The sequence below is a fragment of the Streptomyces griseorubiginosus genome (genome assembly GCF_001514195.1).
In the GTDB taxonomy this organism is placed as follows: Bacteria; Actinomycetota; Actinomycetes; order Streptomycetales; family Streptomycetaceae; genus Streptomyces; species Streptomyces griseorubiginosus.
This window is the reverse complement of record NZ_KQ948736.1, coordinates 901,133-923,608: the sequence shown is the minus strand read 5'-3', so window position 1 is coordinate 923,608 and position 22,476 is coordinate 901,133. Positions and strand designations below refer to the sequence as shown.

The 22,476-nt window shown below is 70.4% G+C and carries 19 protein-coding genes and 1 pseudogene; 11 read left to right on the top strand and 9 right to left on the bottom strand.

Annotation, left to right across the window (positions count from 1 at the left end):
- Positions 1–132 precede the first annotated feature (132 nt).
- From AQJ54_RS45655 to AQJ54_RS16735, 4 genes are read left to right on the top strand one after another with little or no spacing between them, the layout of a single operon-like run.
- The gene (locus tag AQJ54_RS45655) at positions 133–297 is read left to right on the top strand and encodes a hypothetical protein (RefSeq protein ID WP_159055527.1); all 165 of its coding nucleotides are present in this window, start codon (positions 133–135) and stop codon (positions 295–297) included.
- Positions 294–1,325: an AvrD family protein gene (locus tag AQJ54_RS16745; protein WP_062021698.1), complete on the top strand. Its 1,032-nt coding sequence runs from the start codon at positions 294–296 to the stop codon at positions 1,323–1,325. The genes AQJ54_RS45655 and AQJ54_RS16745 overlap by 4 nt, the downstream gene beginning before the upstream one ends.
- Positions 1,322–1,999 carry an AAA family ATPase gene (locus AQJ54_RS16740; RefSeq protein WP_062238154.1) on the top strand — a complete coding sequence of 226 codons (678 nt, stop codon included), beginning with the start codon at positions 1,322–1,324 and terminating at the stop codon, positions 1,997–1,999. Before AQJ54_RS16745 ends, AQJ54_RS16740 begins: the two co-directional genes overlap by 4 nt.
- 59 nt (positions 2,000–2,058) lie before the next feature.
- A complete protein-coding gene (locus AQJ54_RS16735; protein ID WP_107121076.1) occupies positions 2,059–3,183 on the top strand; it encodes an NADH:flavin oxidoreductase in 1,125 nt (374 codons plus the stop codon).
- Positions 3,184–3,368: 185 nt separating this feature from the next.
- Here AQJ54_RS16735 and mmuM read toward each other — a convergent pair whose 3' ends face one another.
- Together mmuM and AQJ54_RS16725 are read right to left on the bottom strand one after the other, a co-directional pair.
- On the bottom strand, positions 3,369–4,316 hold the full coding sequence (gene mmuM / locus AQJ54_RS16730) for a homocysteine S-methyltransferase (RefSeq protein ID WP_062238152.1): 948 nt from the start codon (positions 4,314–4,316) through the stop codon (positions 3,369–3,371).
- Between the two features lie 102 nt (positions 4,317–4,418).
- Complete coding sequence (locus AQJ54_RS16725) at positions 4,419–6,497, bottom strand: autotransporter (protein ID WP_062238150.1); 2,079 nt, start codon at positions 6,495–6,497, stop codon at positions 4,419–4,421.
- Positions 6,498–6,727: 230 nt separating this feature from the next.
- On the opposite strand from AQJ54_RS16725, the gene AQJ54_RS16720 reads away from it, so the two are divergent.
- Entirely contained in the window at positions 6,728–7,804 is a 1,077-nt protein-coding gene (locus AQJ54_RS16720) for a glycoside hydrolase family 43 protein (RefSeq protein WP_062238148.1), read from the top strand.
- The gene (locus tag AQJ54_RS16715) at positions 7,801–9,213 is read left to right on the top strand and encodes an RICIN domain-containing protein (protein ID WP_062238146.1); all 1,413 of its coding nucleotides are present in this window, start codon (positions 7,801–7,803) and stop codon (positions 9,211–9,213) included. Before AQJ54_RS16720 ends, AQJ54_RS16715 begins: the two co-directional genes overlap by 4 nt.
- Positions 9,214–9,215: 2 nt before the next feature.
- Here AQJ54_RS16715 and AQJ54_RS16710 read toward each other — a convergent pair whose 3' ends face one another.
- Positions 9,216–10,898, bottom strand: coding sequence for a rhamnogalacturonan lyase B N-terminal domain-containing protein (locus tag AQJ54_RS16710; RefSeq protein ID WP_062238144.1), 1,683 nt, complete (start codon positions 10,896–10,898; stop codon positions 9,216–9,218).
- A 193-nt stretch (positions 10,899–11,091) separates the two neighbouring features.
- Between AQJ54_RS16710 and AQJ54_RS16705 the strand changes: the two genes are divergently transcribed.
- Both AQJ54_RS16705 and AQJ54_RS16700 read left to right on the top strand, forming a co-directional pair.
- Positions 11,092–12,240: a rhamnogalacturonan acetylesterase gene (locus tag AQJ54_RS16705; protein WP_062238142.1), complete on the top strand. Its 1,149-nt coding sequence runs from the start codon at positions 11,092–11,094 to the stop codon at positions 12,238–12,240.
- Between the two features lie 367 nt (positions 12,241–12,607).
- On the top strand, positions 12,608–14,299 hold the full coding sequence (locus AQJ54_RS16700; protein ID WP_062238140.1) for a DUF2264 domain-containing protein: 1,692 nt from the start codon (positions 12,608–12,610) through the stop codon (positions 14,297–14,299).
- 116 nt (positions 14,300–14,415) lie between these two features.
- On the opposite strand, the gene AQJ54_RS16695 is transcribed toward AQJ54_RS16700, so the two are convergent.
- Entirely contained in the window at positions 14,416–15,213 is a 798-nt protein-coding gene (locus AQJ54_RS16695) for an alpha/beta fold hydrolase (RefSeq protein WP_062238138.1), read from the bottom strand.
- Positions 15,206–15,793: a TetR/AcrR family transcriptional regulator gene (locus AQJ54_RS16690; protein ID WP_062238136.1), complete on the bottom strand. Its 588-nt coding sequence runs from the start codon at positions 15,791–15,793 to the stop codon at positions 15,206–15,208. Before AQJ54_RS16690 ends, AQJ54_RS16695 begins: the two co-directional genes overlap by 8 nt.
- 146 nt (positions 15,794–15,939) lie before the next feature.
- Between AQJ54_RS16690 and AQJ54_RS16685 the strand changes: the two genes are divergently transcribed.
- The 3 genes and pseudogenes from AQJ54_RS16685 to AQJ54_RS16675 all read left to right on the top strand — a co-directional run bounded on the left by AQJ54_RS16685 (position 15,940) and on the right by AQJ54_RS16675 (position 19,139).
- A complete protein-coding gene (locus AQJ54_RS16685) occupies positions 15,940–16,527 on the top strand; it encodes a helix-turn-helix domain-containing protein (RefSeq protein ID WP_062238134.1) in 588 nt (195 codons plus the stop codon).
- Positions 16,524–17,831 carry an MFS transporter gene (locus AQJ54_RS16680; RefSeq protein ID WP_062238132.1) on the top strand — a complete coding sequence of 436 codons (1,308 nt, stop codon included), beginning with the start codon at positions 16,524–16,526 and terminating at the stop codon, positions 17,829–17,831. The genes AQJ54_RS16685 and AQJ54_RS16680 overlap by 4 nt, the downstream gene beginning before the upstream one ends.
- A 104-nt stretch (positions 17,832–17,935) precedes the next feature.
- A pseudogene (locus AQJ54_RS16675) lies at positions 17,936–19,139 on the top strand (MFS transporter).
- Between the two features lie 65 nt (positions 19,140–19,204).
- Here AQJ54_RS16675 and AQJ54_RS16670 read toward each other — a convergent pair.
- From AQJ54_RS16670 to AQJ54_RS16655, 4 genes are read right to left on the bottom strand one after another with little or no spacing between them, the layout of a single operon-like run.
- Positions 19,205–19,849, bottom strand: coding sequence for a hypothetical protein (locus AQJ54_RS16670; protein WP_159055526.1), 645 nt, complete (start codon positions 19,847–19,849; stop codon positions 19,205–19,207).
- Positions 19,850–19,858: 9 nt separating this feature from the next.
- On the bottom strand, positions 19,859–20,536 hold the full coding sequence (locus AQJ54_RS16665) for a hypothetical protein (protein WP_062238129.1): 678 nt from the start codon (positions 20,534–20,536) through the stop codon (positions 19,859–19,861).
- Positions 20,533–21,819 carry a putative T7SS-secreted protein gene (locus AQJ54_RS16660; RefSeq protein ID WP_062238127.1) on the bottom strand — a complete coding sequence of 429 codons (1,287 nt, stop codon included), beginning with the start codon at positions 21,817–21,819 and terminating at the stop codon, positions 20,533–20,535. The genes AQJ54_RS16665 and AQJ54_RS16660 overlap by 4 nt, the downstream gene beginning before the upstream one ends.
- Positions 21,820–22,254 carry a DUF6317 family protein gene (locus tag AQJ54_RS16655; protein WP_248845367.1) on the bottom strand — a complete coding sequence of 145 codons (435 nt, stop codon included), beginning with the start codon at positions 22,252–22,254 and terminating at the stop codon, positions 21,820–21,822.
- Between the last annotated feature and the right edge of the window lie 222 nt (positions 22,255–22,476).

The window sequence follows — 22,476 nt, the reverse complement described above, 5'->3', positions numbered from 1 at the left end:
CCGAGTCGGCCTGGCTCACGGAGCCGTCCGAGCCAAGCCGAGCCGTCCGAGCCGTCCGCCGTCCGAGCCAAGCCGAGCCGTCCGAGCCGTCCGCCGTCCGAGCCAAGCCGAGCCGTCCGACAGGAGGCCGTCATGCCCGACGCCACGCCGCCCACCCCCTTGGTCCCCGCCGACGATCCGACCTGGAGCGTCGCGACCGCACCGCTGCTGTCCACCTACGAGATGTTCCTGCGGGTGATGGCCGCCCCCCGGCCTGGCGGGCCGACCGCCCAGGCCCCCGACACGGGCCGGCCATGACCCTCTCCCGGCCGGTCCGCCCGTCCCTCGCCGACTGTCTCGGCCCCGCCGAACACCGTTTCTTCGGCGACGGGTTCCGGCGGGTCCGGCAGCGGCTCCACGACATCCGGGTGGTCCGCGGACCCCATGCCGCCGAGGCGCGGGCCCGGGCGTCCGTGCGCTACCCGCCCGACTGGTCCGCGAAGAGCACGAAGGGCACCCTCGTCCCGCACCTCAGCAGCATCGACACGCTGCTGCTGGGGGCCCAGCTCGCCGAGATCCTGCTGGTGCACGCGTACGACCTCGACCCCGGGGCCCGCTCCCGGATGTGGCTGCGGGAGGTCCGGCTGCGGGCGGGCGGCCGGCCGCAGGAGGACCTGGACCACCTCGCCGTGCACGGCGTCGCCCGGCCCGCCGAGTCGGTGCCCGTCGTGGACGGCCTGCGCGCCACCGTGGTCCACACGCGCATCGGCTCGATGGACGTCCGGTCCGAGGTCCAGCACGAGACCGGGGACGGGTACCGCGCCGACAGCGGTGAGGCGCGGCACGCGAGCGCCGTGGACGCCCTGGGGGAGCCCTGCCGGTGCTACTTCGTCGAGCAGTTCCGCCATCGGGGCCTGGAGTTCGTCGACATGGCGGTGGACCGGGCGGCCCGGGAGATCGACGCGACCGTGCGCATCACGCCCGCGCCCGGGGAGGGCCACCCCTTCTCCACCGGACTGGAGGCGGCGTACGGCCCCAGCGCCTCCATGATCGACGCGATCACCGTCACGGGCCAGCTCACCCAGGTCCTGCTCTACGCCCTCGACGGACTCGACCGCCACGACAGCGACACCCTCTGGCTGCGCCGGGCCACCCTGTCCACCCGGCTCCCGCTGCGCGCCCTGGACCGCCCGTTCCCCGCCCGGGCCCGGATCGAGGACACCCACCGGCTGGCGATGGCCGACGACACCTGGCGGGCGTGCGATCTCAGCTACTCCTTCCACGGCATCAGCGGGCGGTTCGCCGTGGCACACCGTCTCCCGGACCGAGGACCCCGAAGCAGATGACGAAGAAACTGGCAGTCTCCGGCACGTACAGCACCGGCAAGACCACGACGACCATCGCGCTCTCGTACCTCACCGGCATCCCCCGCACCCATGCCAGGACCATGCGCGAGATCCTCGCCGAGGCGCTGCCGGGCAAACGCCTGGAGGAGTGTTCGGCGTCCGAGCTGATCCAGCTCGGCATCCGCCGGTTCACCGAACGGGCCGTACGCGAGTCCCATCTCCCGGGCGGCTTCGTCTCCGACGGCTCGTCGCTGCACGAGTGGGTCTACGGCACGGTCCGCGTCCACGCCGGGATCCACCCCACCGACGGTTACGACCCCACGGACGCGCCCCCCGACTTCTACGCCGAGGTCGTCGAAGCCCTGGGCGTGGTGCTCAGGGACCATGCCCGCACCGCCTACCACGCCTTCGTGCACCTGCCGGTGGAGTTCGACCTGGTGGCCGACGGGCACCGGCCGGTCTCGGAGCGGTTCCGGCGGCTGTCCGACGAACTGCTGCTGCGCACGCTCGACGAGCTGGACATCCCGTACCACGTCGTCGGCGGCACCCTCGAACAGCGCCTCGCCACCATCGTCGACATCTTCGGCCTGCCCGCGCGGACCACCCTGCGCCGGGCCGTCGAACTGGCCTGTGCCAAGACGGCGGCACCGGTGCCGGCCCGCCCCGCCGGATGAGAACTCCGGACCCGTTCCGGCCCCGACCGTCCCCGACCCCGTACCGATGGAGCCTCCGCATGCCCGGTCAGACCACCACCCCCGTGCCCGTCCCCGCCCCTCGTCCCGCGGTCCCCGCCGTGGCTCCGCTGTTCCGGCCCTTCTCGGTGGGCCACCTGCACCTGCCCAACCGGACCGTGATGGCGCCGATGACCCGGAACTTCTGCCCGGGCGGCGTTCCCGGCCCCGAGATCGCCGAGTACTACGCCCGTCGCGCCCGCGGCGGTGTCGGTCTCATCGTCACCGAGGGCACGGTCGTGGGGCATCCGGCCGCGGCCCCCACGACCGACGTGCCCCGCTTCCACGGCGAGGACGCCTTGGCGGGGTGGGCCCGCGTGGTCGAGGAGGTGCACGCGGCCGGCGGCCGGATCATCCCCCAGCTGTGGCACGCCGGCCTCGAACGCAAGGGCGACGCCGTGCCGCACCCGCAGGTGCCCGCCGTGGGACCGGCCACGCTCTCCGAGGCGGACATCGCCGACGTGGTCGCCGCCTTCGGCCGGGCCGCGGCGGACGCCCGGCGTCTCGGTTTCGACGGACTCGAACTGCATGGCGGACACGGCTACCTCATCGACCAGTTCCTGCGCCCCGAGTCCAACCCCCGCACCGACGGCTACGGCGGCGACCTGGGCGGCCGCACCCGCTTCGCCGCCGAGGTGGTGGCCGCCTGCCGGGCCGCGGCCGGCTACGACTTCCCGATCTTCCTCCGCGTCTCCCAGTGGACGGTGAGCGACTTCGGTGCCCGGCTCGCGACCACGCCCGACGAGCTGTACCTGCTGCTCGCCCCGCTGATCGAGGCGGGGGTCGACGTCATCGACTGCTCCACCCGGCGTTTCTGGCTGCCGGAGTTCCCCGGATCCGACCTCGGCCTCGCCGGCTGGGTGAAGAAGCTCACCGGCCTGCCCACGGTCGCCGTCGGATCGGTCGGGCTCGACGACAGCGAGTTCCTGAGCGCCCTCGTCGAGGGCCGGGGCGCGGCGAACGCTTCCCTGGACCGCCTGGTGGAGTCCCTGGAACGGGACGAGTTCGACCTGGTCGCCGTGGGGCGCCTGCTGCTGTCCGACCCCTCATGGGTGGCCAAGGTGCGCGAAGGACGCCACTCCGAACTGAGCCCGTTCTCCGCGGACGCACTGCTGAGCCTGACCTGAGCGCGACGGGAGTGACGGGAGCCGACGGGAGGCGCGTGCGCCGGCACCGCCTCCCGCCACCACGCCCCCGGGGGGCGTCGACCCGCGACGCCCCCGGTGCACACGGTTGCGAGTGCCCCGCGATGCTTGCCAGGCCCCCCGGTTCGGCTGCGAGTGCCCCCGCGATCCTTGCCAGGCCCGCCGGTTCACCCGGCTGCGAGTGCCCCCGCGATCCCCGCGATCGTCCCCGGTCCGACCCGGCAGCAGCCTCCGATCAGGCGGGCACCCGAGTCCCGCCAGCCCCGTACCTGCTCCGGCGCGAAGCTCGAACTGCCCTCCCACGCGCGGGTGTCCGCGTTCCACGACTCCCCGCTGTTGGGGTAGACGACGACCGGCTTGCCGGTGACCCGTGCGGCGGTCTCCACCGCCGGCGCCACATCCTCCGGGAGGCAGCAGTTGACGCCGACCGCGACGACCTCGTCCACGTCGGCGGCGAGCGCGAACGCCTCCTCCAGCGGCTGACCGGCCCGGGTGCCGTCGCCCGCGACTGAGTAGGAGAGCCAGGCCGGGACCCCGAGCCCACGGACCGCCCGCAGCAGCGCCCGCGCCTCGTCGGCGTCCGGGACGGTCTCCAGCGCCAGCACGTCGGGCCCGGCCGCCGCCAGCACCTCCAGGCGGGGCCGGTGGAAGGCCTCCAGCTCGGCCACGCTCAGCCCGTACCGGCCCCGGTACTCCGAACCGTCCGCGAGCATCGCGCCGTAGGGCCCGACCGATGCCGCCACGTACAGCGGCCGCCGGACACCCTTCGCCACCGCCTGCCGCGTCGCCTCGCGTGCCAGCCCGACGCTCAAGGCGAGCAGTTCCGCCGCCCGCTCACGCCCGATCCCGCGCTGGGCGAACCCCTCGAAGGTCGCCTGGTAGCTGGACGTGATCGCCACGTCCGCGCCCGCCTCGTAGTACGCGAGGTGCGCCTCGGTGATCGCCTCGGGCCGCTCCGCGAGCAGCCGCGCCGACCACAGTTCGTCGCTGAGGTCGTGCCCTGCGGACTCCAGCTGGTTGGACATGCCGCCGTCGAGCACGACCGGACCGGCCGCGAGAGCCTCGGTGAAGGGGCGGGCGAATGCGTCGGGGACTTCCGGGATGTCGCTGGTCATCCTTCGACGCTAACCGAACGGACGGCGGACCTCCGCGCCCGTCCGGCACCCGAACACCGGGACGGACGGCGTTCCGCAACCACCAGAACCCACCCCCCTGGCTCACCGACCCGACGCATGCCGGCCGCCCCCACCTCGCCGCCCCCACATCCCCAGGGCCGGGGTGACCGCCAGGCCCCCCAGGAGGCCGAGCGCGAGAACGTACGGCCACCAGCCGAGACCCTCGGCCGCGTCCGTCGGACGGGGTGCCGCGGCCCGGGCCGTCGGTGTGCCTACGGAGCGGACACGTGCGGCCGCGCTCGCCGTGTCGGTCGTGAGGACGACGTCGTTGCCGTCGCCGCCCCGGTAGGTGATCCGGTAGGTGGTGTCGGCGAGCTGGAGCCGGGTGCCCTCCTTGAGGCCCTTGAAGGCGCCCATGGTCCGCGCACCGCCCTGGTGGTCCAGGACGGTGACGGTCCGCGCCGGTCGCGTGCCGGCCGCCGCCAGGTCGAGGTCACCGGCCAGCCGTACCGCCCCCGACACCTTCAAAGGGCGTGCTCCCAGGACCAGTTCGCCCTTGGTGCTCTGGGTGTAGTCCCCGGCGACGCTCAACCCCCCGGCCACGACACCGTCGTTGACGACGGCACCCGCCACCGTGCCCTTGCCGGACAGCGAGGACACCACGCGCAGGCCCGCAGCCCCCGCGTCCAGCCGGGCCGCCGTCGAGGTGAGCCGGATGCCCCTGCTGTGGGCCAGAGTCGCCCCGCCCCGCAGGGCCAGCGTGCCGCGCTCGACCCTGGTCTCTCCGGTGTACGTGACCGAACCGCCGGTCAGAGTCGTCGTCGCCCGGCCCGCCTGCGTGAGGGACCCGGTGCCGCTGATCCTGGGCAGGGTCAGGGACGTGCGCGTGTTGTCGAGGACGAGCGAGCCGTCGTTCACGACCCGGTAGTGGCCGCCCCCGGTGTAGAGCCCACCGTCGCCGCCGGGTTGGCCGCTGCCCAGACGGAGCACGGCACCCTTCTCCACGGTCGTGGCGCCGTCGTAGAACTGGACCGCGGCGAAGGTGACGTCGTTGCCCTTCGTCCCCTTGATGACGATGTCACCAGCGCCGGGCGTGGACAGGGTGTCGTGGAAGCGGCCGCCGCCGATGGGGGCACCCAGGGTCACCGGGCCGTTGTAGTCGAAGGTCAGCAGGGAACGGGAGCGCGCCGCGAGGAGGTTGATGTAGACCGTCTTCGCGGTGCCCGGCATGAAGATCCTGTTCGTCGTGCCGTCGCCCCACTGGACGTTCGCGCCCTTGATGTTGGTGCCGCGCTTGTTGACGTTCTTGTGGGCGGGCGTCCAGTTCAGGGCCGGGTCGCTGAGGGACGGGTTCATGTCGCCGCCCTGGTTCGCCCAGCTGTACTGGCCGGTGAGGATCACCTTGCTGCCCGGCCGGGACTGGACGTTGATGTCGCTGCCGTACTCGCGCTGGTAGAAGTCCATCCGCTGGGTGACGGTCTCGCCCAGCGGCGTGTCCACCGTCCAGGTGCCCTGGTTGAGCACCTTGCGGACGTTCGGCAGCGAGGTCGCGTACTCGGGCCGGCCGGCGTTGGTCTGGGTGCCGTTGTCGATGACTCCGGCGAAGGGGCCGGACGTCAGGTCCCAGGTGCCCCAGAGGAAGCGCGGCTGGGTGATCAGGCCTGAGCCGCTGACCGTGCCCAGGTTGTAGGCGCTCCTCAGGGACAGCCGCAGGGTGCCGTCGACCCGGATGTTGTCCTGGTTGAGCCGGAACGCCGGGGTGCCGTAGGGGAAGTGGCCGATCAGGCCGGTGGTGCCGCCGTCGCCGTACTGAAGGGTCGCCCCGCGCGCGACCGTGACGGCGGGCGGGTCGGCGGCGGTCGTGGTGACGCGGGGATGGTTGCCGCCCAGGATCCGCACCCGCTGGCGGGTGGAGGGCAGCGTGAAGTCGCTGTCCTTGGTGAGGACCAGGGTTCCGGTGCCGCGCACGGTGAGGGTGCCCTCGCCGCGGAACACCCCGTCGTACGTCGTCGTCCCGGCCGGGACGGTGACGACGGTGTCGCCGGTCAGTGTGACGTCCCGGTCCGCGAGCACGTCGGCGGTGACGTCCCGGGGGCCGGCGGCCCGGGCCGGGGGAGCCGAGGCCAGGAGGGCGACGAGGGCGCCCACGGTCGCTGCTGTCTTGTGGGTTTGGCTGTGCACAGAGGTGGAGACGTGCGACGGCCGGACGGATAACAAAAACCTGGCGCACAAAAGCTGGCGCACAAAACTCGGTGCACAGGACCTGGTGCGCAGAAAGCGCCTTCTCCCATCGCGTCCAACCCGTTGACCGCCACCTTCCCCAGCCGTACCTTTCGGCTGTTCGCATTCACAACAGATGTTCTCAATATCGAACATCGCTCTCAGGTCCCCCTCCCCGAGAGGCAGTGCGCATGAGCCGCGCCCACGATGTCCCCGACCGACGACTGCTGCTGAAGGGCGCCCTGGCCGCGGGCGCCCTCGCGGCGACCCCCACCGTCGCCTCGGCCGTCCCGCAGCAGAAGAAGGCCGCGCCCTTCGTGAACCCCCTCGTCCGCAACCGCGCGGACCCGTTCATCCACCGTCACTCCGACGGCTTCTACTACTTCACGGCCACCGTCCCCGAGTACGACCGCATCGTCCTGCGCCGCTCCCGCACCCTGAACGGCCTCGCGACCGCCGCCGAGGCCGTCATCTGGACCAAGCACCCGACCGGTGTCATGGGCGCCCACATCTGGGCGCCGGAGCTCCACCGCATCGGCGGCAAGTGGTACGTCTACTTCGCCTCCGCGCCCGCCGAGAGCATCTGGGACATCCGCATCTGGGTGCTGGAGAACGCCAACCCGAATCCCTTCAAGGGGACTTGGGAGGAGAAGGGGCAGGTCAGGACCGCCTGGGAGACGTTCTCCCTGGATGCCACCACCTTCACCCACCGCGGCACCCGCTACCTCGCCTGGGCCCAGCACGAGCCCGGCATGGACAACAACACCGCCCTCTTCCTGTCGCGGATGGCGAACCCCTGGACGCTGACGGGTCCTCAGATACGGCTCTCCACACCGGAGTACGACTGGGAGTGCGTCGGCTACAAGGTCAACGAGGGTCCCTCGGTCATCGCCCGCCACGGCCGCCTCTTCATGTCCTACTCGGCCAGCGCCACCGACTGGCACTACTGCATGGGCCTGCTCACCGCCGACGCGAACGCCGACCTCATGAACCCGGCGAGCTGGTCCAAGTCACCCACCCCCGTGTTCACCAGCAACGACACCACCAAGCAGTACGGCCCCGGCCACAACTGCTTCACCGTCGCCGAGGACGGCCGCAGCGACGTGCTCGTCTACCACGCCCGCCAGTACAAGGAGATCGTCGGCGACCCGCTGAACGACCCCAACCGCCACACCCGCGTCCAGAAGCTCGGCTGGCACGCGGACGGCACCCCGGACTTCGGCATACCGGTGGCGGACACCGCCACGGACACGGAGGTCGCGTCATGAGACGTGTTCACGCGGTACTGCTCACCCTCTGTCTGGCTTTGGCCGGCGCCCTGGCGATGGCAGGACCGGCCCAGGCCGCCCCGCTGACGATCCCCAACGGCGTGCAGTTCACGGACACTTCGGGCAACGCCCTGCACGCGCACGGCGGCGGGGTCATCAAGGTCGGCTCGTACTACTACTGGTTCGGTGAGGACCGCAACGCGGACAACACCTTCCGGTACGTGGACGCCTACCGCTCCACCGACCTGAAGAACTGGGAGTTCAGGAACCACGTCCTCACCCAGTCGTCCGCGGCCGAGCTGGGCACCGCCTACATCGAGCGGCCCAAGGTCGTCTACAACGCGACCACCGGCAAGTTCGTGATGTGGATGCACAAGGAGAACGGCACCGACTACAGCGAGGCCCGCGCGGCCGTCGCCGTCTCCGACACCGTCGACGGCACCTACACCTACCAGGGCAGCTTCCGCCCGCTCGGCCAGTACATGTCCCGCGACATCACGACGTTCGTCGACACCGACGGCACCGCCTACATGGTCTCCGCCGCCAACGAGAACTACGACCTGCACATCTACCGGCTCACGGCCGACTACACCGGCATCGCGAGTCTCGTCGCCAACCCCTGGCCGGGCGGCCACCGCGAGGCCCCGGCCCTCTTCAAACGGGGCAACGTCTACTTCATGCTGACCTCCGGCGCGACCGGCTGGAGCGCCAACCAGCAGCAGTACGCCACCGCGACCTCCCTCTCCGGGCCGTGGACCTCGATGGCGAACGTCGGCGACTCCACGACCTACAACTCCCAGACCGCGTACGTCCTTCCGGTGCAGGGCACTTCGGGCACCTCCTACCTCTACATGGGCGACCGCTGGGGCAACTCCTTCGGCGGCACCGTCAACGACTCCCGGTACGTGTGGCTGCCGCTCACCTTCCCGACCTCCACCACGATGTCCATGTCCTGGTATCCCGAGGTCACGGTCGACACGGCCGCCGGGACGATCGGCGGGACCAGCGCCACGTACAACACGCTCGTCGCCCGGCACAGCGGCAAGTGCGCGGACGTGGCCGACCAGTCGCTGTGGCAGGGCGTCGCGATCAGCCAGTACACCTGCAACGGCGGCGGCAACCAGAAGTGGTGGTTCAAGAACCTCGGCACCGGCTACTACCAGCTGGTCGGCCGCGGCAGCTCGCTGTGCCTCCAGGAGAACGCCACCAATGTGACCCAGGAGAACTGCTCGTCGAGTGCCACGACCCAGCAGTGGTCGGTGGTCACCTCGGGCTCCTACGTGAACATCAAGGCCCGCGCCACCGGCGAGTGCCTGGACGTGAACGGCGCGTCCACCGCCAACTCCGCCGCGATCATCACGTACACGTGCAACGGAGGGACCAACCAGCAGTGGACGCGCGGCACCTGACGTCAGGTCAGTAGATCCAGGGCGTCGATCGACGTGCCCGCGCTCAGATACGCGGTCGTCCCCGAACCGCTCACGATGTTGATCTTCAGTGTGTTGTACTGGCCGGTGTCCGTGCGCCAGGCACTGGTCGGCACGCTGTAGGTGAACGTGTGGTTGTTGCCCCGGTAGGACCCGTTGGTCAGTGACCGGGTGCTCGGCTGGGTGGGCGGGGAGGGGATCGCCGACGTCCAGGTGTCGTTGACGACGACCTGCGGCCGCCCGTTGGCGTAGGCCGTCGTCACCCCGATCCGCAGGGTGTGCGCGGCGGCGGCCTGCGCGGCGGTCAGCTTGAAGTACACCAGCAGACCGCTGTTGACGTCCTTCCAGAGGTAGCAGGGGAAGGCGGAGGTCTCGCTGCCGCTGCCGATCACCACATTGCCGGTCCACGCGGCGGCGCGGACGTCGGAGGGATGGGCGTACGTCATCAGGTCGGCGTTCTTGAAGCCGCTCGGAGTGCCCGTCCAGTCGTTGATCCGCCAGATCGCGCTCGCGTTGCTCGGGTCGTTCGAGGAGGGGATCGCGATCGAGTTGAGGGTGGTCGTACCACCGGCGGTCACCGTCACCGACGTGGTGTGGACGGCGAGTTCGCTCTTGAAGACGGTCAGCGTGTACGTCCCCGGGAGGACGCCGGCGATGGAGAAGTATCCGTCCGACGAGCGGGCCGAACCCCAGTACTGGGCCGCCGCGTTGGCGAGCCCGACGGTGTACGGGTACGCGGTGTTCCGGCCCGTGATGCCGACGCCGGCGACCCGGCCCCGGCCGCCCGAGGCGACGTATCCGGAGATGCCGAGCGAGTCCGCCCACGGGGTGGTGAGGGCGCCGGGGAAGAGGGACGAGGAGGGCGCGCCGCCGTCCGTGAGGGCGATGACGTACGGGCCCTGGAGGCCGAAGCGCTCGTCCTCGGTCTGGTTCTGGGCGTAGTGCAGGATCTCGTACAGGCCACCGCCGTCCGCGCTCTGGTGGCGCAGCAGCGAGCGGTAGAAGGGGCCGCCGGACGCCTTCTCGTGGTTGGAGCGCACGATCCACAGGCCGACGCCGCCCGCGCTCCAGCCGATGTAGTCGTAGTCGACGACCCGCAGCTTCGAGTAGTGCTTGGAGCGGGTCTGGCCGTCGGACTTGGCGAACACGTCCGAGGCCTCGATGGTGGTGGGCGCGTAAGTGTAGGAATCGGGCTGGTCGTTGAGGAACAGGCCGGCCTTCACGCGCAGGATGAAGCGGGTCGAGGCGACCGAGGTGTCGGCCCGGTTGGTCCACAGGTAGACGTTGTTCTCGCCGCTGCGGGCCGCGTAGTAGTGCCGCAGCGTGCCGTACGCGACCGAGATCAGGATCGTCGACCCGGACTGCTTGACGGTGACCGTCGACGTGCCGAGTCCCGACTCGATGTGCGAGTTCTTGCCGCCGTAGCCCTGGTACTCGGTGCCCTTGTAGACCAGCGAGGTCAGGTCGCCGTTGGTCTTGCTGACCTTGAAGACGAGGCTCGCGCCGGTGTCGACGACGTAGTTCGAGCCGTCGTCGCGGTAGCCGAAACTCGCTGCGGACGCGGCCTGGGCGAGCGGCCCGGCGAGGGCGGCGGTGCCGGCGGCGGCCGCGGTGCCGAGGACGAAGGTACGGCGTCCGACCGCTCTGTTCACGGTGGGTTCGGACATGGGGGTGCCTCCTTCGAGACGTGCGGGGGAGGTGCGGGTGTCTCGCAGGGTGACAGTTGAATCGATTTCGCGAAAGGGCTTTCGCGCGCCGGAGGTTGGCAATCTTGTGAAATCGGGTCAAGGGCTAGAAAGCGCTTCCGGGAGCGGGTACGGTCCAGCCGCCAGGCCATGTCACCCATCTGGGGAGCCTCGAATGAGACGTTTCAATCTCGCCGTGCTGGCAGCGCTCACGCTGAGCGCGGGCCTGACCGCCGTACCGGCCCAGGCCCATCCAGCCCAGGCCCATCCGTCCCAGGCCCATCAGGCCCAGGCCCATCAGGCCCAGGCCCATCCGGGCCATCCGGCCCAGGCCCATCCGGGCCATCCGGCCCAGGCCCATCCGGGCCGAGCCCTCGGGATCGACAACTGCGCGGGGAACGCCTGCCACTTCGACGTCCCGCCCGGCACGTACGACGTGAAGGTCCTCCTCGGCGGCGACGCCGAGTCGAGCACGAGCGTCAGCGGCGAGACCCGGCGTTCCCTGCTGCCGGAGACCGCCGTCGCCGCCGGCGAACGGACCGCCCGCAGCTTCACCGTGAACGTCCGCACCCCGGAGGGCGAGCCGACCGGCCCCGACGGCACCCCCGGCCTCGACCTGACACTCGGTGGCACCGCCCCCGCCCTCGCCGACATCCGCGTCACCCCCGCCCGGCACGCCCGCCAGATCTTCCTGGTCGGCGACTCCACGGTCTGCGACCAGCCCGGCGACCCGTATTCCGGCTGGGGCCAGCAGCTGCCCCAGTACCTGCGCAAGGGCGTCTCCGTGGCCAACTACGCCGACTCCGGCGAGAGCACGGTGACGTACCTCGCCGAGCCGCGCCTGTGGGCCACGGTCCAGCCGCTGATCCGCCGCGGCGACCTCGTCCTGATCCAGCTGGCTCACAACGACAAGACCACGGACGGGACGACGTACCGGGCGAACCTGGAGACATTGGTCGCGGGTGTGAGGGAGAAAGGCGGGAACCCTGTCCTCGTGACGCCCGTCGTGCGACGCTGGTTCAACTCGGACGGCACACTGAACAACGGGACGGCCCTGCTGGTCAACGGCCTCGGGGTGGACCATCCCGCGGTGATCCGCTCGGTGGCCGCGGCCGAGGGCGTCCCGCTGATCGACCTGACGGCGAGGACGAAGACGCTGGTGGAGTCCTTGGGAGTGGAGGGCTCCAAGGCGATCTACCTGTACAACGAGAAGAGGGACAACACCCACACCTCCGTGCACGGCGCCACCGTGTACGCGGGCCTGGTCCGCGACGAACTGCTCGCACAGGGGCTGGTGCCCGAGGGGGCCGTGCGGGTGGGATAGACGCCTGGGGCGTCCCGACCGGAACCGGGGCGCCCCAGGTCTTTGCCCGCGAGAGGTCTTCGCATGCGAGAGGTCTTTGCTCGCGAGCGACCGACTCGCCGCGTGGCTCGGCCGCTTGAGCCGCTCTCCGACCGCGCGGCCCAGCCCTCCGGGCCGTCGAGCGGAAGAGCCCACCGGGGCGTCGAGAAGCAGGAGCCCACCGGGGCGTCGAGAAGCAGGAGCCCCTGGACCGTCGAGCAGGAAGAGCCCTTAGGGCCGCTGAGAAGAAAGAGCCACCCCGGCCGAACGAAGAGCCCCCGGGCCGCTGAGAAGAAAGAGCCGCCCGGGCCGAACGAAGAGCCCCCGGGCCGCCGAGAAGGAAGAATCGATGCAGCTGCCTCCCGAGGACCGCACCCTCAGCCCGTACACCGGCTACACGCGCGCCCACTGGGAGGCCGCGGCCGACTCGCTGCTCGCGGCCGTGGAGCCGTACGCCACCGAGGACCGCGCCCTCTACCACTTCCCGGGCGACCGCCAGAGCTGGACGGGCCGCCTCTCCGACGGCCTGGAGGGCTACGCCCGTACGTTCCTGCTGGCGGCCCTCCGCCCGGACGGCACCACCCTCCAGCAGTACGCCGAGGGTCTCGCGGCCGGGGTCTCGGGCGTCTGGCCCCGCGTCGAGGACCGCCGCCAGCCGCTGGTGGAGGCGGCGTCGATCGCGTTCGCGCTGCGACTGACCCGGGAGTCCCTCTGGGACCGCCTCGACGACGGCGTACGGCAGCGGGCCGCGGCCTGGCTCGGAGACGCACTGACCGCCGAGGCCTGGCCCTGCAACTGGGAGCTGTTCCCCGTCACCGTCGCCGGTTTCCTGGAGTCGGTCGGCTACGAGCCCGAGGCGTGCCGCAAGGCCGTCGACCGGGGCCTGACGCGGATCGAGCAGTGGTACGTGGGCGACGGCTGGTACACCGACGGCGACGGCCGCAAGTTCGACTACTACAACGGCTGGGCCATGCACCTCTACCCGGTGCTGCACGCCTGGCTCGCGCGGGACGAACGCCTGCTGGACCTCTACGGCGGCCGTCTGTCCCGCCATCTCCAGGACTACGCCCGGCTGTTCGGCGCCGACGGCGCCCCGATGCATCAGGGCCGCTCCCTGACGTACCGCTTCGCGACCACGGCCCCGCTGTGGCTGGGCGCCCTGACGGACCACACGCCGCTGCCCCCGGGCGAGACCCGGCGGCTGGCCTCCGGCGCCCTCAAGTACTTCCTGGACCGGGGCGCGGTGGACTCCCACGGCCTCCTCACCCTCGGCTGGCACGGCCCCGACCCGGCGGTCCTCCAGGGCTATTCGGGCCCGGCGTCCCCTTACTGGGCCAGCAAGGGCTTCCTCGGCCTGCTCCTCCCGGCCGACCACGAGGTGTGGACCGCGGTGGAGGAACCGGCCCTGTCGGAGCGCGCCGACACGCTCACGTCGCTCGCCGCCCCCAACTGGCTTCTCCAGTCGACCGTTTCGGACGGCGTCGTCCGCCTCCACAACCACGGCAGCGAGGACGTCCGTTACGACCCGTACTACACCCGCCTCGCGTACTCCACGGTGACGACGCCCGTACCGTCGTACGACAACAGCCTGATCCTGGACGGCGATCCGAGCCGTACGGAGATCGAGCCGCTGGGGGTCGGCGAGGACTGGGCGGCCTCGCGGCACACGGCGGCCGGAGGCGCGCGGGTCACCAGCGTGGTGCTCGCGCGGGGATCCGCGGAGGTACGCGCCTTCCTCGTGACCGGCGCCGCCCCCGGCACCCCGGTACGCGTCACGGGCTGGGCCCCCGGGGACGGGGTCCGCACCGAACTCCTCCCCGCCGTTGCCTTGGACGGCGAACTGACCGGCGCGACGGGCGACGGCGACACCCTGTTCGTCGCACTGGCCCGCCTCACCGGCGAGGCCGACGCGGTGCCGTTGGGGGAGTCGGTGACTGTACGGGCCCTGGAGGAGGGGGAGTTGACCGTGGCGTGGAGCGAGGGCCCCGAGCTGCGGGTTCGACTGGACGGCTCCGGGGTCGGCGTCATCCCCGTCGACTGAGTCGCTCGGGCAGTGTGGGGTTGGTGGGTGGGAACGGCGAACTGACGGAACTGCTGGGCCGGGCCGGACTTGAGGTCGTGGGGCGCCCCGTACCGAGGTCGCCGGGGAGCCGTCCGTCAGCGGGAGCGGGCACCCGCCCCGAGCAGCGTCCGCGTGAGGCGTTCCGCGAAGTCCGCCGGATGCTGGAGGATGCCGAGGTGGCCTCCGGGGAACTCGACGAGGTCGGCCTGCCGGTCCTTCGCGAGGAACTCGGCAGTGCGGTGGAGGAGTTGTCCACGGGAGTCGATGCCGGCGCCGACGGTGAGGCGGACCGGAGCAGGCCCGGTCTCGGGTGCGTAGGCTGTGAAGGGCCGCAGGACATGCGCGAGGGAGAGCGCCATGGGATTCAGCAACTCCTCTTCTCGCGAGAGTGGTTGTCCCTCCGGAAGCTCCCCGGCCACCTCCCGGTCCTCCAGTACGGCGGTCATCAGGGCGCCGGCCGCCGCGAGCCCCTTGGCGCGGTAGACGTCACAGATCTCCCCGAACCGGGCCTGCTGCCGCGCCCCGTCCGGCAACACCCCGACGCACGGCGGCTCATGGACGACGACGTGCCGCAGTCGCTCCGGATGCCGGGCGAGGAGGTCGAGCGCGACGATCGCACCCGCACTGGTACCGAAGACATACGCCGACTCACCCTCCGGCAGCGTCGCGTCCAGCACCCGCCGCGCACGGTCGCTCCAGTCCTGGACCCGCTGGTCGGCGGCGGGTTCACCGAGCCGCCCGTGGGCGAGGCCCAGGGGGTCGAGGACGACGACCGTGAAGTGCGGCGAGAGCACGTCGGTCATCGCGTCGAGCCCCATGGGGTGGCCCGCGCCACCGGGGATGATGAGCAGCGTCGGGCCGTCGCCGGTGGTGTCGTAGTACAGGTCAGTCATCGGTGGTCTCCTCCTGGGGCCAGTTCTCGAGTGCGATGTGCAGGGCGTCGACGGCCTTGTCCCAGGACGCCCGTACGTCACGGGGCGCGCCGAAGCCGCCGGTGGACTCCAGGGCGCAGTAGCCGTGGAAGGTGGCGCGCAACAGGCGTACGGCATCGGTGAGATCGGGTTCGGACAGGCCGTAGGCGCGGAGCATGCCGTAGGTGATCTCGGCGGTGCGGCGCAGGGCGGGGGTGCCGGCGATCAGCGACTGGTCGATACGGATCTGGGTGGCCGCGTACCGCCCCGGCCGTTCGAGCGCGTACGCGCGATAGGCCCCGGCGAAGGCGGCCAGCGCGTCCTTGCCGGCCCGCCCGGCCACGGCGAGAGCGATCCGGTCGATCATCTCGCCGCCGGCCAGCAGGGCGACCCGGACGCGCAGGTCCTGAAGGTTCCTGACGTGCGAGTACAGGCTCGCGTCCTTCACCCCGAACCGCTTGGCCAGCCCGGCAAGCGTGACGTTCTCGAACCCGACCTCGTCGGCGAGATCGGCAGCGGCCACGGTGAGACGTTCGGGGGTCAGACCTGCGCGGGGGCTCATGGGGGCAGGTTACCTAGGGGGCCTAGGTTTTTGGCTAGCGATTTTCGCTTCGATGGACTGGTGGGGTTCCGCTCTCGCTCGGCAGCAACCTCCCGCTCAATCATGAGAGTTGACTCTCACACTTTCTGAGAGGACACTCTCACATCGTGGATTCCGGTAACCGACTGGGTGACATAGAGATCACCGACCCGAAGGCCATGCGGGCGCTGGCGCATCCCGTGCGGCTCGCGATCCTGGAGCGGCTCCAGCGCCACGGCCCCGCCACCGCCTCGCAGTTGTCGCCGCACGTCGGTGCCACGCCCTCCGTGACCAGCTGGCATCTGCGGCACCTGGCGGGGTTCGGGCTCGTGCGGGACGCGGCCGAGAGCGGTACGGACCGGCGGGAGAGGCGTTGGGAGGCGGTGGCGCGGGGGTTCCGGTTCGAGATGCCCGAAGACGAGGACGGCACCTCCGCCGCGCGGGCACTGGCCTCGGAGATGTTCGCCCGGGCCGCCGAACTGCCCGAGCGCTGGGCCACCGAGACGGAACCAGCCCTCGAACCGGCCTGGCGGCGGATCTCCCGCCTCGCCAACACCCGTGTCGTGGTCACCGCGGAGGAACTCGCCGCCATCGAGGACGCCATCGAGGCCGTCATCGCCCCCTACGTCATGCGGGACGAGCGCCCCGAGGACAGCCGGGGCGTACGACTGCTGCGGTACACGCTCCCCGAGTCGGCGGAAGCCGGTGACGCGTGACATCCCTCTGGCGGGACGGGCGTTTCGTGCGCTACTGGGCCAGTAGCGCTGTGTCGCAGTTCGGCGACCGGGTCTCCGAGGTGGCGGTGCCGCTCGTCGCTGTCACCGTCCTGGACGCCTCGGCCGGGCAGGTGGCCGTGCTGACCGCGCTCGCGTGGGCTCCGAACCTGCTGGCACTGGTGCTGGGCGCCTGGGTCGACGGGCGGGCGCGGAAGCGGCGCCTGCTGGTGCTGATGGATCTCGTGCGGGCTGTCGTGCTGCTGTCACTGCCCGTCGCCCACATCTGGGGGCACATCACGCTCGGACAGCTGTACGCCGTGGTGCTGCTCGGCGGCCTGGCGGGGGTGGTGGCAGGGTGTGCCTGGCAGCCGCTGTTCGCGCGGATCGTGCCGCGTTCGTCGTACGTCGCCGCCAACAGCAGCTTCAGCGCGGCCCGTTCGGCCTCCTTCGTGGCCGGACCCGCGGTCGGCGGCGGCCTCGTGCAGGCGCTGAGCGCACCGGTCGCCGTTCTCGCCGACGCGCTCTCCTTCGTGGTGTCCGCACTGCTGCTGGGACGGGCCCCGGTCGACGAGCCCGCGCCCGCGGCCCGTTCAGGGACAACCGGGCTCGCTCTCCTGCGGGATGCCCGTGAGGGTCTCCTCTTCGTCCTGCGGCAACCGGTGCTGCGGGCGGGGCTGGGCTGCACGACCACGATCAACTTCTTCACGTTCCTGGCCGGCACCGGCATGGTCGTGCTCTTCGCCGACCGTGAACTCCGACTCTCCCCGGGAGCCATCGGGTTGACGCTGGGCATCGGAGCGACCGGTTCCCTCCTCGGGGCCCTCACCGCGCCGTGGCTGTCCCGCCGGATCGGTGTGGGGCGGTGCGTCGCCGTCGGGGCCGTACTTTTCCCCGCCCCCTTCGCGCTGGCTGCCGTCGCGGGCGGACCGGCGTGGGCCGGTGCCCTGCTCCTGGGGGCGGCACAGTTCCTGGTGGGACTGGGAGTGATGTGGTTCGACGTGCCCCTCAACTCCCTTCAGGCCGCTGTCACTCCGGACGCCCTGCGCAGCCGGGTCGTGGGCGCCTACAGCACCGTCAACTACGGCATACGCCCCCTCGGCGCGGTCGTGGGAGGAGTACTGGCCACGACCGTCGGCCTGCGGACCACGTTCGTCGTGGTCGCCGTGGGCGGGGTCCTGTCGGTCCTGTGGTTGCTGCCGTCGCCCGTGCCGGGCATCCGTCGCCTGGCCGACCTGGACGACGGGCCTGCGGCGGAGCGGACCGCCGACACCGCTCACGGAGAGGAGGGCGCCCACGCGGCCTGAATATGAGGTGCGGGGCCACGCGCTCGCTCGTAGGGTGACCGGCGGACAACCGGGGGAGGGTCGTGGCGTACGAGGCGCAGCGGGGTGGAGGGACGGACCGGCGCATGATTCCGCCGGTGCGGCCCCTGTGGCGGCAGCGTGACTTCGTCGTCTTCTGGGCCGCCCAGACCCTGTCCGTCCTCGGTGACTCCTTCGCCCTGATCGCGCTGCCCCTGCTGGTGCTGGAGGCGACCGGATCCGTCGCCCGGATGGGGCTGTTGACCGCGGTGGGCGGGGCGGCCGCCGTCGTCGCGGCCGTGTTCGCGGGCGTGGTGGTGGACCGGGTCGACCGGCGTCGGCTGCTCGTCGGGTGCGACCTCGTGCGGATGGTGCTGTACGGGGTGATCCCGGTGGTGTGGCTCCTCGGTCCGCAGGTGTGGCTGCTGTACGGGGTGCTGCCGGTGTGCGAGGCGGTCGGGATGCTGTTCGCCGTCGGGTACGTCACCGTCGTACGGAGCCTGGTCGGTACCGGTCAACTCACCGAGGCGAACGGCCGGTTGAACGCGACGGCCGCCGCGGCCGGGGTGCTGGGGCCGGTGTGCGCGGGTGCCGTGGCGGCCTGGACCGGGCCCGCCACAGCAGTCGGCGTCGACGCGGTGAGCTTCGGGGTGTCGGCGCTCTGCACGGTCTTCGTGCGGTTCCGTGCCCGCCCGGCCGGCCCGGCCGAACGTACCGGGCTGTGGCGGGACCTGCGCACCGGAGCGGCCTTCCTGCGAAAGCAGCCCGTGCTGCGCTCGCTCACCGTGCTGCTGTTCGTGTTCAGCTTCCTCACCCTCGGCCTCAACGACCTGCTGATCTACCGCCTCAAGCACGACCTCGGCCACGACGACAGCACGGTCGGCACCGTCATGGCCGTCGGCGCGCTCGGCACCATCACAGGGGCGCTGCTGGTGGCCCGGCTACGCCGCTGGTTCGGCTTCGGCGCGGTCTGGACCGGCTCCGTCGCCCTGTGCGGGCTCGCCGTCGCCGGTATCGGCTGGACCGGGCAGGTCCCGGTCGTCGCGGCCCTGAGCGCACTCTTCCTCGCCGGCGGCGGCATGGCGGGCACCTGCTCCATGTCCCTGCGCCAGGAGATCACCCCCGAACCCCTCCTGGGCCGCGTCACCTCGGCCTTCTGGACCCTCCACTACGCCGCGGCCCCCCCTCGGCGCGGCCCTCCTCACCTGGGCGGCGGAACACCAGGGCACCACCCCGGTGGCCCTGACGGCGGGCGCCTGCTGCGCGCTCGTGGCGACAGCCGCCCTGTTCACGCCGATCCGCCGGGCCTGAAAAAGGAATGGCGTACCACTTGTAGTCGGGCACAGCCCGCAACGGGGCCTAGCCCCCCGGTATCCCTACCTCACCCGCTTCGCGAGACGGGTTCGCCGGGCCCGCTCGATCCGGTCGGGCCCGGCCTGCTCCCGTTCTGCTGCGAACTTGTCCCAGTCCTCCGGCCGCACCACCAGGAGAGTGCCGCTGCCGGGCACGACGACCACGCCTCCGAACGGCAGATCCCCCGCGAACCACACGCCGTCTTCAGCACCCTTTGGCCAGCGGTGGCGTTCCAGAGCGTCCGCGGCCCGCAGGAGCGGCGACCTTCCCCGCTCCTCTGCCTTGACCCGCACTGTGAAAACCGTGCCGTACTTCGTCCGGCTTTCACTCTTCTTCGACATGCCGGAGCGGAATTCGAGGGGGTATTCCCTCAACACCCGCCTGCACCTGCCGAGTGACAGAAGGGCGAAGGGAAATCTGTAGGTCATCAGGACGAACCCCATGACTCCCGCCACACTCAGCACCGAGAGCACCGGCGAGTCCCAGGTACCCGTCTTCGACAGGACCACCGGCGCCGCGCACAGCGCCCCGAAGACGACGAGGCGAAGGACAACGCCTTGGATCAGGAGGAGGTAGTTGCGCTTCAGCAGGCGGCCCACCTCCGCGACTCCAGGTGGGCTCGTGGCACCGAGAGTGTCCGACATCTTCTTTCCTTCCAGCTCAACCACGGCCACGGATCATCCGAAGGGACTCCTGGCTGCGGCGACAGAACCACCCTCTGCTGCCCGCGTCTCCATAGGCGACGGGTCGGTGAACGTCAGAGTGGACGCAACCCCGAACAGCACATTGCGGTAGTCGTCAGCGTAGTCAACCCCGGATGTGACCAGCTGCATCACAACGATCTCCGAGGAAGACACGGCCGCCACGGCGACCGTCCCCTGCCAGACGGTGCCTTCCGGCAAATCGTCGCTTTCCTCCCCGGAACGGCCCGGAGCTGTCGTGGTGCGCTGTTCTTCGAAGAAAGAGCCTGTACCGCATGGCAGTTCAAGCGGTTGCGTGTGACCTCCTGGCGTCTCGCCCGAAGTTTTCACCAGTGTGGCGACGACGAGTTTCGGATCGAGACCGGACGCCGAAATGCTCGACACCGTGAGGACGGAGGACAGAACTCCGCCGCTGCCGTCGGGGTGCAACCCCAGAGCGCATCCATGCACGTTCTGTTGACTCAGAAGAGTGAGCGCCCCGGAATAAAACCGAAAGACCTGGTCGGCTTTCTTCCGCAGTTCGGCAGGGAGGCCCAGGACCTGCTGTGCCAGCAACTCGATTCGCTCCGATGAGGGGTTCAGGTCCAGTTGCAGATAGCCGCGTGGCATCCCGTACCAGAAGGAGGGCCTCGGCTCTGCTTCCACCATTGTCATGCGAACCCCGCCAGTCCGGCGAGCCCATGCAAAGTTGCGGCAGCCTTGGTGGTCTCCGCCGCGTTGTGTCCGGTGCCGTCATCGGGCAGCCAGCCGAAGGTCTCCGCAGAAGAGGCCAGGTTCGCGGTCACGTTGACGGAGTTCATTCCGAAGTCGGCGATCCGCTTCACCTTGGCCGCGCCGCCTGCCGCGGCGTCAGCCACGGTCGCAGCAAGGTCTTCCGTGTGGCTTCGTGAGAAGGCGGGGACGATGTCCTTGGCGAATTCGGTCACCTTCGCGCCGGTGGTGACAGTCTCACCAAAGCCTTCGGCCATCCTGGCGGCTTCGGCCACCTCTTTCCCTGCCTTGCCCAGCGCCCCGACTCCCGGGACCATTCCGAGAGTGTCGCCGGCAAGCGATCCATAGGCCGAAAAGGTGTCCATGTTCCATCCGAACTTGTCGCCCCACAGGGCGGATCTGAATTCGGGGTCGGCGAGGTTGTGGGTCATCGAGACCGCGCTCGCTACCAGCGCGATCCCCGCGAACACGGGAGACCAGGGCCCAGGGATGAGTGCCAGCAGGCCGGCGATGGCGCCAATGGTGCCCGCGTGATCGTAGAGGAATTGCCCGACAGCCTTGATCGCATCCCAGATCCCGCTGACGGCTTTGCTCAGCCAGCCCGGTTCCCGAGGAGCCAGCTTGTCGGTGGCTTCGTCGAGTGACTTGGCGATCAGGTCCGCTCTGTCCGAGTGCGAGTGTTCCAGCGCTTCCGCCTTGCGGATGACATCGTTGTATGCCTCGTTGGCACTGTTGAGTGCACTCGTCGCCGCATCGAGGCTGCTCTCGGCGGCTCGAAGCCGCTGCTCTGCCGCATCGGCCTCCGCCTGGGTGGGGAACTGCTGGTTCGCCAGTTTGAGATCAGGGTGGTCCTTTGCCTGGCTGTAGCGCCCCCTGGCCTTTTCGGCGGCGGTCTTTCTTTCACTGGCCTCGTCGTCGTACTTACGCGCCAATTCCCGGTGGGAGGACAGATCTTCGTCCCACGTTTTGAGCTGGGCTGCCGCCTTTTCCAGGGAGCGCGCGGCGTTCTTGACGTAGACGGCGAGGTCTCCGTCGAGCGCTTCGCGGAAGTTCTTTGCCGCATCCCCCTGCCAGTAGCTGCTTTCCCCGCTCAGTCTCTGCAGCTGGTTGTGGCAGTTGCGCAGCGAGGTCGCCGCGTCCGCCACCTTCTGCTGCAGTGCATGGACTTCGCCTGGGACTCCGGGAACAGGATTCCATCCGAGGCCGACGTACGGGTTTGTTGCCACTTATGCGGCTCCCCTGGTCTCGGCACCTGTGGAGGCCTTCCCGATGTCCTTGAAAGCCCTGTCCAGAGCTTCCTCCACTGCTTCGTAGGCTTCCTTGTTGGTCTTGACGCCCTCGCTGATGGCGTCAATCATCCTCTTGGTCTGATCGGCCCCGTACTTCCAGCGCTCCTGGAATCCGTCACAGGACTCGTCCAGGCGTGGTGTGCCGATCTGATCGGCACGGACGTGAGCCAAGGCAGTTCGTGCCTCGTTGAGTTCTCGGACGCATCCCTCAAGCGTCCGGATGAACGTGTCCAACTGCTGCAGATCTGTTTTGAACTGCTCCCCCATGAACTCATTCCCTCTTGCCTTACCGGCATTTTCACCGGCATATCTCAAATCGGCTCGGCTCGGCTCGGCCCGGCCCGGATCCGGCGCCCGCTGGATCTTCGTCACCCTACCGAGTCCTGAGCGGGGTTCGTCACCCGCGGGAAACGCCTGAGGGGACTCCTGTACGGGTGTTGACGTGAAAGTGCTCGATTCCCTCACCCGGCCTTCACGAAGGAGTGCGGCTCGCAGGCGCGCCGAACGGCTGGGCGGCAGCGGATTTGCGCCCTCTGAAACTCGTAAAAACTTGCAATGCGACCTTGTGGATACGTGCCGCAGAGTGTGATCAGT